Origin of the sequence: Blastococcus sp. TF02A-30, from assembly GCF_003319185.1 — a bacterium.
Taxonomy (GTDB): Bacteria; Actinomycetota; Actinomycetes; order Mycobacteriales; family Geodermatophilaceae; genus Blastococcus.
Window position 1 is genome coordinate 1 of the sequence record NZ_QOHJ01000002.1, and the last position, 15,020, is coordinate 15,020.

General features: G+C 74.2%; 14 protein-coding genes. 9 read left to right on the plus strand and 5 right to left on the minus strand.

All coding sequences use genetic code 11. The features are described from left to right. Positions 1-279: 279 nt before the first annotated feature. Positions 280-948 (minus strand): DUF2461 domain-containing protein, encoded by a 669-nt coding sequence (locus DQ241_RS04350; protein ID WP_113828968.1) that lies wholly within the window; start codon positions 946-948, stop codon positions 280-282. Further along, positions 945-1,538 carry a GNAT family N-acetyltransferase gene (locus tag DQ241_RS04355; RefSeq protein ID WP_113828969.1) on the minus strand — a complete coding sequence of 198 codons (594 nt, stop codon included), beginning with the start codon at positions 1,536-1,538 and terminating at the stop codon, positions 945-947. The genes DQ241_RS04350 and DQ241_RS04355 overlap by 4 nt, the downstream gene beginning before the upstream one ends. A 65-nt stretch (positions 1,539-1,603) precedes the next feature. On the opposite strand from DQ241_RS04355, the gene DQ241_RS04360 reads away from it, so the two are divergent. Then, the gene (locus DQ241_RS04360; protein ID WP_199584081.1) at positions 1,604-2,845 is read left to right on the plus strand and encodes a winged helix-turn-helix domain-containing protein; all 1,242 of its coding nucleotides are present in this window, start codon (positions 1,604-1,606) and stop codon (positions 2,843-2,845) included. Here DQ241_RS04360 and DQ241_RS04365 read toward each other — a convergent pair. Next, the gene (locus DQ241_RS04365) at positions 2,793-3,206 is read right to left on the minus strand and encodes a YkvA family protein (RefSeq protein ID WP_233492205.1); all 414 of its coding nucleotides are present in this window, start codon (positions 3,204-3,206) and stop codon (positions 2,793-2,795) included. The two genes, DQ241_RS04360 and DQ241_RS04365, sit on opposite strands and share 53 nt — an antisense overlap. Before the next feature lie 60 nt (positions 3,207-3,266). Here DQ241_RS04365 and thyX point away from each other — a divergent pair, with 60 nt between their 5' ends. From thyX to DQ241_RS04390, 5 genes are all read left to right on the plus strand, one after another. Beyond that, positions 3,267-4,019: an FAD-dependent thymidylate synthase gene (gene thyX, locus DQ241_RS04370; RefSeq protein ID WP_113828972.1), complete on the plus strand. Its 753-nt coding sequence runs from the start codon at positions 3,267-3,269 to the stop codon at positions 4,017-4,019. Between the two features lie 64 nt (positions 4,020-4,083). Beyond that, positions 4,084-4,890, plus strand: coding sequence for a thymidylate synthase (locus DQ241_RS04375; RefSeq protein WP_113828973.1), 807 nt, complete (start codon positions 4,084-4,086; stop codon positions 4,888-4,890). Positions 4,891-4,892: 2 nt separating this feature from the next. Beyond that, positions 4,893-5,399 carry a dihydrofolate reductase gene (locus DQ241_RS04380; protein ID WP_113828974.1) on the plus strand — a complete coding sequence of 169 codons (507 nt, stop codon included), beginning with the start codon at positions 4,893-4,895 and terminating at the stop codon, positions 5,397-5,399. A 9-nt stretch (positions 5,400-5,408) separates the two neighbouring features. Further along, the gene (dapA, locus tag DQ241_RS04385) at positions 5,409-6,305 is read left to right on the plus strand and encodes a 4-hydroxy-tetrahydrodipicolinate synthase (protein ID WP_113828975.1); all 897 of its coding nucleotides are present in this window, start codon (positions 5,409-5,411) and stop codon (positions 6,303-6,305) included. Next, positions 6,302-8,002 carry a ribonuclease J gene (locus DQ241_RS04390; protein ID WP_113828976.1) on the plus strand — a complete coding sequence of 567 codons (1,701 nt, stop codon included), beginning with the start codon at positions 6,302-6,304 and terminating at the stop codon, positions 8,000-8,002. The genes dapA and DQ241_RS04390 overlap by 4 nt, the downstream gene beginning before the upstream one ends. On the opposite strand, the gene DQ241_RS04395 is transcribed toward DQ241_RS04390, so the two are convergent. Continuing rightward, entirely contained in the window at positions 7,999-9,930 is a 1,932-nt protein-coding gene (locus DQ241_RS04395; protein ID WP_113828977.1) for a S9 family peptidase, read from the minus strand. The two genes, DQ241_RS04390 and DQ241_RS04395, sit on opposite strands and share 4 nt — an antisense overlap. A gap of 92 nt (positions 9,931-10,022) precedes the next feature. Here DQ241_RS04395 and DQ241_RS04400 point away from each other — a divergent pair, with 92 nt between their 5' ends. From DQ241_RS04400 to pgsA, 3 genes are read left to right on the plus strand one after another with little or no spacing between them, the layout of a single operon-like run. Further along, a complete protein-coding gene (locus DQ241_RS04400) occupies positions 10,023-12,518 on the plus strand; it encodes a DNA translocase FtsK (protein WP_113828978.1) in 2,496 nt (831 codons plus the stop codon). A gap of 56 nt (positions 12,519-12,574) precedes the next feature. Next, positions 12,575-14,011: a 30S ribosomal protein S12 methylthiotransferase RimO gene (gene rimO / locus DQ241_RS04405; protein ID WP_113829413.1), complete on the plus strand. Its 1,437-nt coding sequence runs from the start codon at positions 12,575-12,577 to the stop codon at positions 14,009-14,011. 4 nt (positions 14,012-14,015) lie between these two features. Further along, positions 14,016-14,690 carry a CDP-diacylglycerol--glycerol-3-phosphate 3-phosphatidyltransferase gene (gene pgsA, locus DQ241_RS04410; RefSeq protein WP_113828979.1) on the plus strand — a complete coding sequence of 225 codons (675 nt, stop codon included), beginning with the start codon at positions 14,016-14,018 and terminating at the stop codon, positions 14,688-14,690. A 4-nt stretch (positions 14,691-14,694) separates the two neighbouring features. Here the strand turns inward: pgsA and DQ241_RS04415 are convergent, their stop codons facing one another. Further along, positions 14,695-15,006, minus strand: coding sequence for a hypothetical protein (locus DQ241_RS04415; protein ID WP_147252325.1), 312 nt, complete (start codon positions 15,004-15,006; stop codon positions 14,695-14,697). Positions 15,007-15,020 lie beyond the last annotated feature (14 nt).

Sequence of the window (15,020 nt, forward strand, 5' to 3'; positions counted from 1 at the left end):
CGGAAGCTAAGCCTCTCAGCGCCGATGGTACTGCCCTGGAGACGGGGTGGGAGAGTAGGACGCCGCCGGACAACCATTCACACGCAGGGCCCCAGCCACCAGGCTGGGGCCCTGCGTGCATTCCCCCGACGACCGGCCCGGTGTCAGCTTCCGGTACCGAAGCCCGGGCCGGCTCCGGCCCACCCGTACCCAGAGCCGACCAGGCCTCCAGCTTTCGGTACCGAAGGCCGGCTCCGGGCTTCAGCTTTCGGTACCGAAAGCTGCGAGGGGGCCGGTCGGTCAGCGGCGGGGGCGGGGCTCCTTGGTCGTGGCACCCACGTTGTCGGCCAACCACGCGTTGAGCGCCCGCAGATCGCGCCAGGCGTCGCGCACGACATCCAGCGCCGACGGTGTGTGCAGCCAGTCCTCCTCCGGCGTCCACCTGCGGCTCGCGTGCAGGGCCTTGTGCCGCAGCAGCTCCAGCCGCTCCGCGTCGACCGCGTAGCCGGCCGGCACCCGCACCAGGCGCTCGCCGTCGATCGACCACCCGGCGGCGCGCAGCCGGTCGACCTCGTCCTCGAGCCGGGGACCCTGGACCGGGTCGGAGACCGCCCTGCGGTAGCGCGCCACCTGGTCGGACTCCAGCCGCCAGCTGCCGCCGGCCACCATGAGTCCGTCGGCGGACACCTCCACGTACCAGGCACCGGCACCGCGGCCCTCCGGGACGACCACGGCGCCCTGGTGGGTCTTGTACGGGGTCTTGTCGTTGCTGAACCGGACGTCCCGGTACGGGCGGAACACCTTCGCCGTCCCGAACTCGGCGGCCAGCTCGTCGAGGAGCGCCTGGAGCGGGGCGCGGACGTACGCCTCGTACTCCGCCTTGTGCTGCGTCCAGAAGGTCTTCGTGTTGTCGGCCTCCAGACCCTCGTAGAAGACCAGCCCCTCGTCGGGGAAACCGCTGAACGTCACGCGTCGCTCTCCTCGTCGGTGCCCAGGGCTGTGTGCAGCCGGATCTCGCGGACCGGCGTCCCCCCGGTGTCCAGCGTGCGGGCCCAGCCGTCGGGCTCCCAGCCGGCCGATCGCAGGAACGTGGCGGAGACGCGGTCCTGCTCGAGGAGCCACGTCGTCAGGCGGGCCACCCCCTGGACGCGGGCGGTGTCCACGACCGCCGCCAGCAGCCGGCTCCCGTGGCCCCGGCGCCCCCAGCGTGGTTCCACGAGCAGGGTGGAGACCTCCGCCGTGGGCCCCGCGGGGTCCGCCGTCTCGCCGTCGGCGAGCTCCGCCGGGCCGAACGCGGTGAAGCCGACGAGCGCATCGCTCTCCAGCGCCACCAGGACGACGTGCCCGGGAGTCGGCGGGGCGGTGATCGCCGCGTGCCACGAGGCCGCGGCGGCGGGCTCGTCCCACCCGTCGAGCAGCTCGCGGGGGAGGACCTCCCGGTACGCGGTGCGCCAGGTGACCGCCTGCACCCGCGCGATGCCCTCGGCGTCCTCGGGGCGGGCGGGGCGCACCGAGACGTCCGCCGTGCCGGTGAGGCGGGGGAAGGGCGTCGGGTCCACGTCGCGAGCCTAGGCAGCGGGGCCCGCCTGCGCGGATGTCGGTACCGCGGGGCACGATCCGACCCGTGCACGCACCCGTCGAGCGGCTGCCCGCCGCCCTGGCCCGCCGGATCGCCCTGGCGGCCCAGGGCTTCGCCGACCCCCGACCGGCCGGGCCCGTGGGCACCCGGCAGCTGCGCCGGCTCACCGAGCGCCTCGGTGTGGTCCAGATCGACTCGGTGAACGTCCTGTCCCGCTCGCACTACCTGCCGGCGTTCAGCCGGCTCGGCCCGTACCCGCGCGAGGCGCTCGACGCGCTGGCCGACCGCCGGCACGACCTGTTCGAGTACTGGGCGCACGAGGCGTCGTTCCTGCCCGTGCGGCTGCAGCCGTTCCTGCGCTGGCGGATGGCCGCGGCCGACCAGCACGCATGGGGGTCCATGACGCGCGTCGCGCGGGAGCGCCCCGACTACGTGGCGGCGCTCGTCGAGCGGGTGCGCGACGGCGGTCCCATCCGGGCGAGCGAGCTGCAGGAGGAGCGCCCGAACCGGCCCGGCAGCATGTGGAACTGGCACGCGGGCAAGGCGGCGCTGGAGTACCTGTTCTTCACCGGCGTCCTCACCGCACGCGGCCGCACCCCCGGGTTCGAGCGGGTCTACGACCTCACCGAGCGGGTGCTGCCGGCCGCCGTGGTGCAGACCCGCACCCCGGAACGCGAGGAGGCGGTGCGCGAGCTGGTCCGCACCGCGGCGCGGGCGCTGGGCGTGGCGACCGAGACCGATCTGCGGGACTACTTCCGCCTGCCGGTGGCCGACGCCCGCACGGCGATCGGCGAGCTCGCCGACGCAGGAGAGCTCCTCCCGGTCGAGGTGGCGGGCTGGGGACGCCCGGCGTGGCTGGACCCCGCGGCCCGCCGCGCCCGGTGGATCCGGGCCCGCGCGCTGCTCAGCCCCTTCGACTCCCTGGTGTGGGAGCGGCCGCGGGTCGAGCGCATCTGGGGCTTCCGCTACCGGCTGGAGATCTACACCCCGGCGGCCAAGCGGGTGCACGGCTACTACGTGCTGCCCTTCCTGCTCGGCGACCGGCTGGTGGCGCGGGTCGACCTCAAGGCCGACCGGCAGGCCGGCGTCCTCCGGGTGCAGGCCGCCCACGCCGAGCCCGGGGTCGACCGCGCCGAGGTCGCGGAGGAGCTGGCCGCGGAGCTGCGGCTGATGGCCGGGTGGCTGGGTCTGGAGGACGTCGCGGTGGTCGAGGCCGGCGACCTCGCTGCCGACCTCAGCCGGGAGGTCCGCCGTCCGCCGTCGGTCGCAGCCCTGCCAGGCGCGTGACCACGGCCAGCCCGGCCGGGGACCCGGGCCAGTGCCGCGCCAGGGCGTCGCCGCCGGCCCGGCGCACCACGGCCCGCAGCGCCCACGCCACGACGACGACGTCGTCGGCATAGCCGAGGACCGGGACGACGTCGGGCACGAGGTCCAGCGGCGACAGGAGGTAGGCGAGCAGCACCCACAGGCGCAGCCGCAGCCCGCGCGGCAGCGAGCGGTCCGCCGCCAGCCGGCGGACCAGCCGCACCAGGTCCGGCAGCAGCCGCAGCGCCTCCCGCGCGGCGAGCGCCCGCGACCGCCAGAGGAGCAGCACGAGGAGGAGCCAGAGCAGCAGCAGGCCGCTGGCCGCCACCAGGAGCTCCTCCACCACGCCAGTCTGCCGGTCGGGCCGCCCGGGGCGGGAGCACGCCGCCCGTAGGCTCGATCCGTGCCACAGATCGCGCCGCTCCGCGTCCAGGTCATCGCGCAGACGCAGTTCACGCCGCCGTCCGACGTCCCGTGGGACACCGACGCCGACGGCGGTCCGGCGCTCGCTGAGTTCGCCGGCCGCGCCTGCTACCAGTCCTGGGACAAGCCCGTCCCGGCCACCGCGACCAACGCCGGCTACCTGCGGCACATCCTCGAGGTCGGGCACCTCTCGGTCCTCGAGCACGCCAGCGTGAGCATGTACCTGACCGGGATCTCCCGGTCGCTCACCCACGAGCTGATCCGGCACCGGCACTTCTCCTACAGCCAGCTGTCCCAGCGCTACGTCCCCGAGGACGGCGCGGACCTCGTCGAGCCCGCGGTCATCGCCGAGGACCCCGAGCTGCACGCGGCGTTCACCGCCGCCACCGAGGCGGCCCGCGCCGCCTACACCGAGCTGCTCGAGGGGCTGGAGCGGCGGTTCGCCGACGTCCCCAACGCCACGCTGCGCCGGAAGCAGGCGCGCCAGGCCGCCCGCTCGGTGCTGCCCAACGCCACCGAGACGCGGATCGTCGTCACCGGCAACTACCGCGCCTGGCGGCACTTCGTCGCGATGCGGGCCAGCGAGCACGCCGACGTCGAGATGCGCGAGGTCGCCGTCGCCTGCCTGCGCGAGCTGCAGCGGGTGGCCGGGACCGTCTTCGGTGACTTCCGGATCAGCACCCTCGCCGACGGCAGCGAGGTGGCCGCCAGCCCCTTCGTCGGGGAGGGCTGAGCCCCCTGGGGCGGGTGCGCCGAGCGCTCGCCGGACCGTCGGCGGGCGGCCGTAGTCTCGGGCCGTGGCAGCGCCGATCGACACCCAGTACGAGGACCTCCTGCGCCGGATCCTGGAGCAGGGGACGCCCAAGGAGGACCGCACCGGCACCGGCACGGTCAGCCTCTTCGGCGAGCGGCTGCGCTACGACCTGGCGGAGACCTTTCCGCTGGTGACGACGAAGAAGGTGCACTTCAAGTCGATCGCCGTCGAGCTGCTGTGGTTCCTGCGCGGCGACAGCAACGTCGGCTGGCTGCGCGACCACGGCGTCACCATCTGGGACGAGTGGGCCTCGCCCGAGGGGGAGCTCGGCCCGGTCTACGGCGTGCAGTGGCGGTCGTGGCCGACGCCCGACGGCGGGCACGTCGACCAGATCGCGAACCTGCTCGACACGCTGCGCACCGACCCCGACTCGCGACGGATGATCGTCTCCGCGTGGAACGTGGCCGCCCTGCCGGACATGGCGCTCGCGCCCTGCCACGCGTTCTTCCAGTTCTACGTCGCCGGCGGGAAGCTCTCCTGCCAGCTCTACCAGCGCAGCGCCGACATGTTCCTGGGCGTGCCGTTCAACATCGCCAGCTACGCGCTGCTCACCCGCATGGTGGCGGCGCAGGTGGGCCTGGAGCCCGGCGAGTTCATCTGGGTCGGCGGCGACTGCCACATCTACCGCAACCACGTCGAGCAGGTGCGCGAGCAGCTCTCCCGCGAGCCGTACCCGTTCCCGGCGCTGGACCTGGCGCCGGCGCCGTCGCTGTTCGACTACACCTACGAGCACTTCACGGTGCGCGACTACCGCCACCACCCGGCCATCCGGGCCGCCGTGGCGGTCTGAGCGTGACCGTCTCGCTCATCTGGGCCCAGGCCCGCGGCGGGGTGATCGGGGCCGACGGCGGCCTGCCGTGGCACCTGCCCGAGGACCTGGCGCTCTTCCGCCGGCTCACCACCGGCTCCACCGTGGTGATGGGCCGGCGCACCTGGGAGTCGCTGCCCGAGCGCTTCCGCCCGCTGCCGGGCCGGGTCAACGTCGTCCTCACCTCCGACGACGGGTGGTCCGCCGACGGGGCACGGCGGGCCGCCTCGGTCGCGCAGGTGCTCGCCGAGCACGAGTCGTTCTGGGTGATCGGCGGCGGTGCGGTGTACGCGGCGTTCCTGCCGCACGCCGACCGGCTGGTCGTGACCGACGTCGACACCGACGTGGCCGGTGACACCTGGGCGCCGTCGGTCACGGGCTGGCAGCTGGTCGCCCGCACCCCGGCGGAGGGGTGGACGACGTCGGCGTCCGGGGACCTGCGGTTCGCCGTGTCGGAGTACGCGCGGGGAACGGTCCCCTCCGCTGGGTAGATTCTCCCCATGACCACCGACCCCGCCCGGCCGTTCGGACGCGTGCTCACGGCGATGGTCACCCCGCTGGCCGAGGACGGCTCGATCGACCTCGCCGGGGCCCAGGAGCTGGCCGCGCACCTCGTCGACCGGCAGGCCCACGACGGCCTGGTCGTCCTCGGGACCACGGGGGAGTCGCCCACCATCGCCGACGGCGAGTCGAACGCCGTCCTCGAGGCCGTCCTCGACGCCGTGGGGGACCGCGCGACGGTCGTCGCGGGCGTCGGCACCAACGACACCGAGCACTCCGCCGAGAAGGCGCGGGCCGCCGCGCGGGCCGGCGCGCACGGCCTGCTCGTCGTCACCCCGTACTACAACCGGCCGCCGCAGGCCGGGCTGCTGCGGCACTTCACCACCGTCGCCGACAGCACCGACCTCCCGGTCATGCTGTACGACATCCCGATCCGCACCGGGACGCCGATCGAGGTCGACACGCTCGTCCGCGCCGCCGAGCACCCGAGGATCGTGGCGGTCAAGGACGCCAAGGGCGACCTGGGCGCGCTGGCCTGGACCAAGGCGCGCAGCGACCTGGCCTTCTACAGCGGCGAGGACATGCTGAACCTGCCGATCCTCGCCATGGGCGGCGTCGGCGTGGTCAGCGTCGTCGGCCACCTGGTCGGCCCGCGGCTGGCCGAGCTGATCGCCGCGGTGGAGGCCGGTGACCTGGTCAAGGCCCGCGCCGTCAACGACAGCCTGCTGCCGGTCTACACCGGCATCTTCCGCACCCAGGGCGTCATCCTGGTCAAGGCGGCGCTGAACGCGCTGGGGCTGCCCGCCGGCCCCGTGCGCCCGCCGCTGGTCGACGCCACCCCCGAACAGATCGCGCAGCTGCGCGCCGACCTCGCCGACGGAGGCGTCCCCCTGTGACTCGTCAGGTCACCCAGCCCCACCTCGACCTCAAGGCCCCGCCGCCGCTGCCCGAGGGGGCGCTCCGGGTGATGGCCCTCGGCGGGCTCGGCGAGATCGGCCGCAACATGGCCGTGCTCGAGTTCGACGGGCAGCTGCTCGTCATCGACTGCGGGGTGCTCTTCCCGGAGGCGGAGCAGCCCGGCGTCGACCTGATCCTCCCGGACTTCGGCGTCATCGAGCACCGCCTCGACGACATCGCCGCCGTCGTCCTCACCCACGGGCACGAGGACCACATCGGGGCGATCCCGTACCTGCTTCGGCTCCGCGACGACATCCCGCTGGTGGGCTCGCGGTTCACCCTCGCCCTGGTCGCCGCCAAGCTGCGCGAGCACCGGATCGTGCCCACGCTGGTCGAGGTCGCCGCCGGTGACGACCACCTGGCCGGGCCGTTCCACTGCGAGTTCATCTCGGTGAACCACTCGATCCCCGACGCGCTCGCGGTCGCCGTGCACACCCCGGCCGGCACCCTCGTGCACACCGGCGACTTCAAGATGGACCAGCTGCCGCTCGACGGCGTCCTCACCGACCTCGGCGCCTTCGCGCGGCTGGGCCTGTCCGGCATCGACCTGCTGCTGGCCGACTCGACCAACGCCGAGGTGCCCGGCTTCGTCACCCCGGAGCGCTCGATCGGCCCGGTGCTCGAGGACGTGTTCCGGCGCGCCACCCAGCGGCTGATCGTGTCCAGCTTCGCCAGCCACGTGCACCGCATCCAGCAGGTGCTCGACGCCGCCGAGATGCACGGCCGCAAGGTGGCCTTCGTCGGCCGCTCGATGGTGCGCAACATGGGCGTGGCCCGCGACCTCGGCCTGCTGCGGGTCGCGCCGGGGCTCATGGTCTCCCTCGACGACGCCGCCTCGATGCCGCCGCACCAGGTCGTCCTGGTCAGCACCGGGTCGCAGGGCGAGCCGCTGTCGGCGCTCGGCCGCATGGCCCGCGGCGACCACCACCAGGTCACCATCGAGGCCGGCGACACCGTCGTCCTCGCCTCGTCGCTGGTGCCCGGCAACGAGACCGCCGTCTACAAGGTGATCAACGGGCTGGCCCGGCTCGGCGCCACCGTGGTGCACAAGGAGACCGCGCGGGTGCACGTCTCCGGGCACGCCCCCGCGGGGGAGCTGCGGACGCTGCTCAACGTGGCCAAGCCGCGGTACCTGATGCCGGTGCACGGGGAGTGGCGGCACCTGCGGGCGCACGCCAAGCTCGCCGAGGAGACCGGCATGAGCGCCGACCGCGTGCTGCTGGCCGAGGACGGCGTCGTCGTCGACCTGGTCGACGGCAAGGCCTCGATCGTGGGCAGCGTGCCGGTCGGCGACGTCTACGTCGACGGGCTGAACGTGGGCGACGTCGGCGAGGAGTCGCTGCAGGCCCGCCGCATCCTCGGCGACGAGGGCTTCGTCGCGCTCACCGTGGTGGTCGAGCCCTCGACGAGGACGATCGTGCGCCCGGTGCACCTGTCGACCAAGGGCTTCTCCGACGACCCGTCGGCGTTCGACGAGGTGCTGGCGCTGGTCGAGGACAACCTGCGGCGGGCGCTGCAGGACGACGACGTCGACGCGCACCGGCTGTCGCAGATCATCCGCCGCACGGTCGGGAAGTGGGTGTCGGACAAGCACCGCCGCCGCCCGATGATCATCCCGACCGTGCTGGAGGTCTAGCGGCGCAGCTCGACCGGCCGGATGCCCTCGTCGGCGGGGAGCTCGAAGCCCCACACCTGGGCGTAGAACGACAGCTCGCCGTCCAGCGCGGCGCGGATGTTCTCGGCCTTGCGGAAGCCGTGCTGCTCTCCGGCGAACAGCAGGTAGACGTGCGGCACGCCCTTCTCGCGCAGCGCCGCGACGATCGCCTCGGCCTGCGCGGGCGGGACGACGGCGTCCTCGTCGCCCTGGAACACCGCCAGGGGCGTGTCGAGCGCGTCGACGTGGTTGATGGGTGAGCGCTCGTCGTACACGGCCCTGCCCGACGGCCACGGTGCGACCAGCCCGTCGAGGTACCTCGACTCGAACTTGTGCGTGTCGGAGGCCAGCGCACCGAGGTCGGCGACGCCGAAGTGGCTCGCCCCGGCGGTGAAGACGCCGGGCCGCATGGTGAGCGCGGCCAGCGTCGTGTAGCCGCCGGCCGATCCGCCGCGGATGGCCATCCGCCGCGGGTCGACCCGGCCGGCGTCGGCGAGGTAGCGGGCGCAGGCGACGACGTCGTCCAGGTCGACCACGCCCCACCGGTCCTGGAGCGCGTCGCGGTAGCGGCGGCCGTAGCCGGTGGACCCCCGGTAGTCGACGTCGGCCACGCAGAAGCCGCGCGACGTCCAGTACTGGATGTCCAGGTTCAGCACCGGCACGGCCGCCGAGGTGGGCCCGCCGTGGACGACGACGAGCAGCGGCGGCGCCTCGCCGTCGGGGAGCGTCGCCCCCGGGTTGGTCGGCGGGTAGACCAGCGCGTGCGCCTCGCCGATCCCGGTGCCGCGGTCCTCGGTCGGGAAGGTGACGTGCTCGGGGCGGGAGAACCACGCCGGGTCGAGGCCGAGGTCGCGGGCGGGACGCAGCACCTCCGCCGCACCGCCGTCGACCGGCACGCGCAGCACCACCGGCTCGCTGTCGGGACCGCCGGCGACGCAGACGACGCCGTCGGCCGTGGCGGTCACCCCGCGGAACGCGGCGTAGGGCAGGTCCAGCTCGCGCAGCCCGCCGTCCACGTCGAGGACGCCGAGGCGGTCCTGGCCCCCGCGGCCGAACGCGAGCACGATCCGCCCGTCGGGGAGCAGGGCGAACCGGCTGCTGCCGAAGACCCACTGCGGCCCGGCGATGTCGCTGCCGACGTCGAGCACGAGCTCCGCGTCCGCACCCGCGCGCCACCGGTGCAGCGACCAGACGTCGGTGCGGTCGCAGAGGAACCACAGCGTGCCGTCGGGCGCCCAGGTGGGCTGGACGACGGAGTCGCCGTTCCCGCCGGCGACCACGGTCTCGGTGCCGTCAGCGGCCCGGACCACGAGCTGCGCGGCGTCCCACGGCATGTCGGGGTGCTCCCACTGCAACCAGGCGAGCTCGCCGCCGGGACCGGGCCGGGGGTCGGAGACGAAGTCGGGGCCGCTCACCAGCACCTCGGCGCTGCCGTCGTCGGCGATCCGCACGATCTCGTTGACGACGTCGGCAGCCGCGCCGGACTCCGTGTGCGTCTCCCGCACCGCGAGGACGCCGCCGGGCACCACGCGCAGGTCCGCGTACCGGACGCCGGAGGGGATCGCCGGCTCGGGGGTGACGGCGACGGGAGAGCCGCCGGGGAGCAGCCGGTGCAGCCGCTGGTCGGAGAAGTTCGTGAACCACAGGACGCCGTCGGACACCGTCCAGGCGCCACCGCCGTACTCGTGCACCCGGGTGCGGGCGTTCCACGGCGCCGGCAGCACGGCGGTCGGCTCGCCGCCGGGGGAGCGGCGCACCAGCACCGAGCGCCCGCCCTCCGAGGGACGGCCCTCGGACCACCAGACGTCGGCCCCGTCCACCACGACCTCGCCCAGGCGGGCGGCGGACCGGACGACGAGGGCGGAGGTGATCGGGGTCTGCCAGCTGCCGGCGGGGAGCGGAGCACTCATGCGTGTGACGTTATGCCCCGGTGGGGACGAGGTGCGGGACACGAGGTCCGGCCTGCCCGATCACGGAGCCCCGGCGGATTACCGTTCGACGCATGCCTGCCCGCACCACGCCGACGCGCAAGCCGCCGGCCAAGAGCCGGTCGGGCTCGACCGCGGCCAGCAAGAAGCGCCCGGCCGCCAAGCGGGCGCCCAACCGCCGCCCGCCCGCCCGCAAGAAGCAGGACTCCGGGTTCAGCCTCTGGCGCGCCGCCAGCGGCACCTGGGGGCTGCTCGCCCGCGGTGCCGGCGGACTGGCGCGCTCCGTGGCCCGTCCGGAGGAGGCCGAGCCGCTCGCGCCGGAGCACCGCCGCGACGGCGTCGGGCTGGCGGTGCTCGGGCTCGCGATCGTGCTCGGCGCCGCGGCGTGGAGCAACGGCATCGGCCCGGTCGGCGAGGCGCTCACCGACGGCGTCCGCTGGATCGTCGGCTCGCTGGTCATGGTGCTGCCGGTCGTCTTCTTCTTCGCCGCGCTGCGCCTGCTGCGTCGCGGTCCGCGGCCCGAGGCACGCGGCCGGCTGGCCATCGGCTGGCTGTGCATGGTCGCCGCGGTGCTGGGCATCGCGCACGTCGTCGGCACCCCGGCCGACCCCGAGGCCGGCGTCCCCGGATCCGGTGGTCTGGTCGGCTGGGCCGTCGGCACCCCGCTGGTCGCGGGGATGAGCAGCGCCGTCGCCGTCGTCCTGCTCGGGCTGGCCGCGTTCTTCGGCCTGCTCGTCATCACCGCCACGCCCGTGCACCAGATCCCCGAGCGGCTGCGCGAGCTGGGTGACCGCGTCCTCGGTCGCGCCGACGACTACGAGGACGACGACGCGTACGACGACTTCGACTACGAGGAGGAGGAGCCGGCGCCGAAGAGCCGCAGGCGCAAGAACTCGCTGTCGGAGGACCTGCTCACCACCGGGCCGATCGACCACGCGGCGTACGAGGCCGCGCCCGAGGCCACCCTCGTCACCGAGCCCGAGCACACCCAGCTGCACGCGCCGACGCGCCCGCCGGTCGTCGACCGCACCTCCCCGCCGGAGGACCTGCCGCCGATCACCGAGCCCGAGCAGCTCTCCATCCAGCCGGTCGAGGGCGACTACGTCCTCCCGGCCCTGTCGATGCTGCGCCCGGGCGACCCGCCGCGGGCCCGGTCCAAGGCCAACGACGTCGCCATCGAGGCGATCAGCGGGGTGCTCGAGCAGTTCAACATCGACGCCGCCGTCACCGGCTTCACCCGGGGCCCGACGGTCACCCGCTACGAGGTCGAGCTCGGCCAGGGCGTCAAGGTCGAGAAGATCACCCAGCTCACCAAGAACATGGCCTACGCGGTGGCCAACGACAACATCCGCATCCTGGCGCCCATCCCCGGCAAGTCCGCCGTCGGCATCGAGGTGCCCAACACCGACCGCGAGAAGGTGTCGCTCGGCGACGTCCTCCGCTCCGGTGCCGCCAAGCAGGACCCGCACCCGATGCTGGTCGGCCTGGGCAAGGACATCGAGGGCGGCTTCGTCTGCGCCAACCTGGCGAAGATGCCGCACCTGCTGGTCGCCGGTGCCACCGGTGCCGGTAAGTCCAGCTGCGTCAACTCGATCCTGACCTCGCTGCTGCTGCGGGCCACCCCCGACCAGCTGCGGATGATCCTGGTCGACCCGAAGATGGTCGAGCTGACGCCCTACGACGGCATCCCGCACCTGATCACGCCGATCATCACCGACCCCAAGAAGGCCGCCACCGCGCTGGCCTGGCTGGTCGAGGAGATGGAGCAGCGCTACCAGGACATGAAGTCCACCGGGGTGCGGCACATCGACGACTTCAACCGCAAGGTCGAGAAGGGCGAGATCACCGCGCCGCCGGGCAGCGAGCGGGTCTACCGCCCGTACCCGTACATCCTCGCGATCGTCGACGAGCTGGCCGACCTGATGATGGTCGCCCCCCGCGACGTGGAGGAGCACATCGTCCGGATCACCCAGAAGGCCCGCGCCGCCGGCATCCACCTGATCCTGGCGACCCAGCGCCCCTCGGTCGACGTGGTCACCGGCCTGATCAAGGCCAACGTGCCCTCGCGCCTGGCGTTCTCCACCTCGAGCCTCACCGACAGCCGGGTCATCCTCGACCAGCCGGGCGCGGAGAAGCTCATCGGCATGGGTGACGCCCTCTTCATGCCCATCGGGGCGGGCAAGCCGATGCGCGTGCAGGGCGCCTTCGTGACCGACGCCGAGATCGAGGCGGTCGTCGAGTTCACCAAGCGCCAGGCCGAGCCGGAGTACCGCGAGGAGGTCTTCACCGCGGGCGCGGCCGGCGAGAAGAAGGAGATCGACGAGGACATCGGCGGTGACCTCGACCTCCTGCTGCAGGCCGTGGAGCTGATCGTGACCAGCCAGTTCGGGTCGACGTCGATGCTGCAGCGCAAGCTCCGGGTCGGCTTCGCCAAGGCCGGCCGGCTCATGGACCTCATGGAGAGCCGCGGCATCGTCGGCCCGTCCGAGGGGTCCAAGGCCCGCGACGTGCTGATCAAGCCCGACGAGCTCGAGTCGGTGTTGTTCACGTTGCGCGGCGGCGAAGCCTGAGCCACATCACCCCCGTGGTCGCCGGAGGCGCCGCCTCCGGCGACTACGATGGCCGGGTGACAGCTGCGCCCCGCCCTGCCCGCACCGTGGCGGTGGTGACCCTCGGGTGCGCCCGCAACGAGGTCGACTCCGAGGAGCTGGCCGGCCGGCTCGCCGCCGGCGGCTACGAGCTCGTCGAGGACGCCGACGGCGCCGACGCCGTCCTGGTCAACACCTGCGGGTTCATCGAGTCGGCCAAGAAGGACTCCGTCGACGCGATCCTCGCGGCCACCGACTCGGGCGCGCCCGTCGTCGCCGTCGGCTGCATGGCCGAGCGCTACGGCTCCGAGCTGGCCGGGGCGCTGCCCGAGGCCACCGTCCTGGGCTTCGACGACTACGCCGAGATCGGCGACCGGCTCGACGACGTGATCGCGGGCCGCCCGCTGGTGCCGCACACCCCGCGCGACCGCCGCACGCTGCTGCCGATCAGCCCGGTGCAGCGCAGCGCCGCCCGGGCCGCCGCCGACGCGCCGGTGATCCCCGGTCACGACTGGCTGCGCCGCAAGCGGCTGGCCTCCGGGCCGACGGCGGCGCTCAAGCTGGCCTCGGGCTGCGACCGGCGGTGCGCCTTCTGCGCCATCCCCACCTTCCGCGGCGCCTTCGTCTCCCGCCCGCCGGCCGAGGTGCTCGGCGAGGCGCAGTGGCTGGCGTCGGAGGGCGTGACCGAGCTGGTGCTGGTCAGCGAGAACTCCACCTCCTACGGCAAGGACCTCGGCGACCTCCGCTCGCTGGAGAAGCTGCTGCCCGAGCTCGCCGCCGTCGAGGGCATCACCCGGGTGCGGGTCGCCTACCTGCAGCCGGCCGAGATGCGCCCCGGCCTGCTGGAGCTGATCGCCGGCACGCCCGGCATCGCCCCCTACTTCGACCTGTCCTTCCAGCACTCGTCGCCGTCGCTGCTGCGCCGGATGCGCCGCTTCGGCGGCACCGACGACTTCCTGGCCCTGATCGAGCGGGCCCGCGCGCTGGCCCCGACGGCGGGGTTCCGCACCAACGTCATCCTCGGCTTCCCGGGGGAGACCGAGGACGACGTCGCCGAGCTCGAGCGCTTCCTCGTGGAGGGCCGCCTGGACGCCGTCGGCGTGTTCGGCTACTCCGACGAGGAGGGCACCGAGGCGATCGGCCTGCCGGGCAAGCTGGACCAGGCCGAGATCGACGCCCGCGTGCGCCGCATCACCGACCTGGTCGAGGAGCTCACCGCCCAGCGCGCCGAGGACCGCATCGGCGAGCGGGTCGAGGTGCTGCTCACCGAGGACCTCTCCGCCACCGACGGCGCCGGCACCTGGCTCGGCCACGCCGCCCACCAGGACCCGGACGCCGACGGCACGACCACGGTGGCCGGCGTGCCCGGCGGCGCCCGCGCGGGCGAGATCGTGGCCGCCGAGGTCGTCGCCACCGAGGGCGTCGACCTGGTGGCCCGCGCGCTGGTCCCGGCGCTGCCCGGAACCGGTCGGTGACCGGGTGAGCGCGGTGCTGCCCGACCCGGCCGCGACGCCGCCGCAGACGGCGCGGCTGGTCAACCTGCCGAACGCGCTCACCGTGCTCCGGCTCGCCGTCGTCCCCGTCTTCGCCGTCCTGCTGCTGCAGGACGAGGGCCTCGACGACGCCGGCCGCTACTGGGCCACCCTGGTGTTCGGGCTGGCCATCATCACCGACCGCTACGACGGGATGATCGCCCGGCGGACCGGGCAGGTGACCGAGTTCGGGAAGCTCGCCGACCCGATCGCCGACAAGGCGCTCACCGGCAGCGCGCTCATCGGGCTGTCGGTGCTCGGCCTGCTGCCGTGGTGGGTCACCGCGCTGATCCTCGTGCGCGAGGTCGGGGTGACGCTGCTGCGCTTCTGGGTCATCCGGCACGGCGTCATCGCGGCCAGCCGCGGCGGCAAGGCCAAGACCGTGGTGCAGGCGCTGGCCATCGGGCTGTACATCCTGCCGCTCACCGGCGCGCTGGCCACCGCTCGCTGGTGGGTGATGGCGGCCGCCGTCGTGCTCACCGTCGTCACCGGCCTCGACTACGTCTACCGCGCGCTCGTGCTGCGCCGCACCAGCGCCCGCGCCATGCGGGCGGCCGCGGAACGGCGGGCCGCCAAGGGCGCCGCCGGTGCGGGGGAGACCCGCACCGACACCGCCGCCTGACCCCTCACATCCAGGGGCCCTCGGGCGCGGGCCCCAGCGTCATCCCGCCGTCCGGGTCCAGGTCGCAGCGCAGCCGCTGGTCGGCCGTCCCGGGGGCCCCCGCCAGCTGCGTCGTGCCGCGCGCGCGGTGGCCCACCCGGACCTCCACCCGGCCGCCGGTCCCCCCGGGGACGGGCAACGGCACGACCGCGGCCACCCCGATCGACCAGTCCGTGCTGACGCCCGTCCCGGCCCACACCTCCCGGCCGTCGAGGAGCACACGCACCTCGTCGTCCCGGAAGCCCGCGCCGAGCTCCAGCACCAGCGGTTCGGCCATGTCGGTCATGGTGC

Bases quoted from the DNA above. Each gene is read 5' to 3' on its own strand.
- DQ241_RS04415 (WP_147252325.1), bottom strand. From the start codon at position 15,006: ATGGCCGAACCGCTGGTGCTGGAGCTCGGCGCGGGCTTCCGGGACGAC.
- dapA (WP_113828975.1), top strand. From the start codon at position 5,409: ATGACCACCGACCCCGCCCGGCCGTTCGGACGCGTGCTCACGGCGATG.
- DQ241_RS04400 (WP_113828978.1), top strand. From the start codon at position 10,023: ATGCCTGCCCGCACCACGCCGACGCGCAAGCCGCCGGCCAAGAGCCGG.
- DQ241_RS04395 (WP_113828977.1), bottom strand. From the start codon at position 9,930: ATGAGTGCTCCGCTCCCCGCCGGCAGCTGGCAGACCCCGATCACCTCC.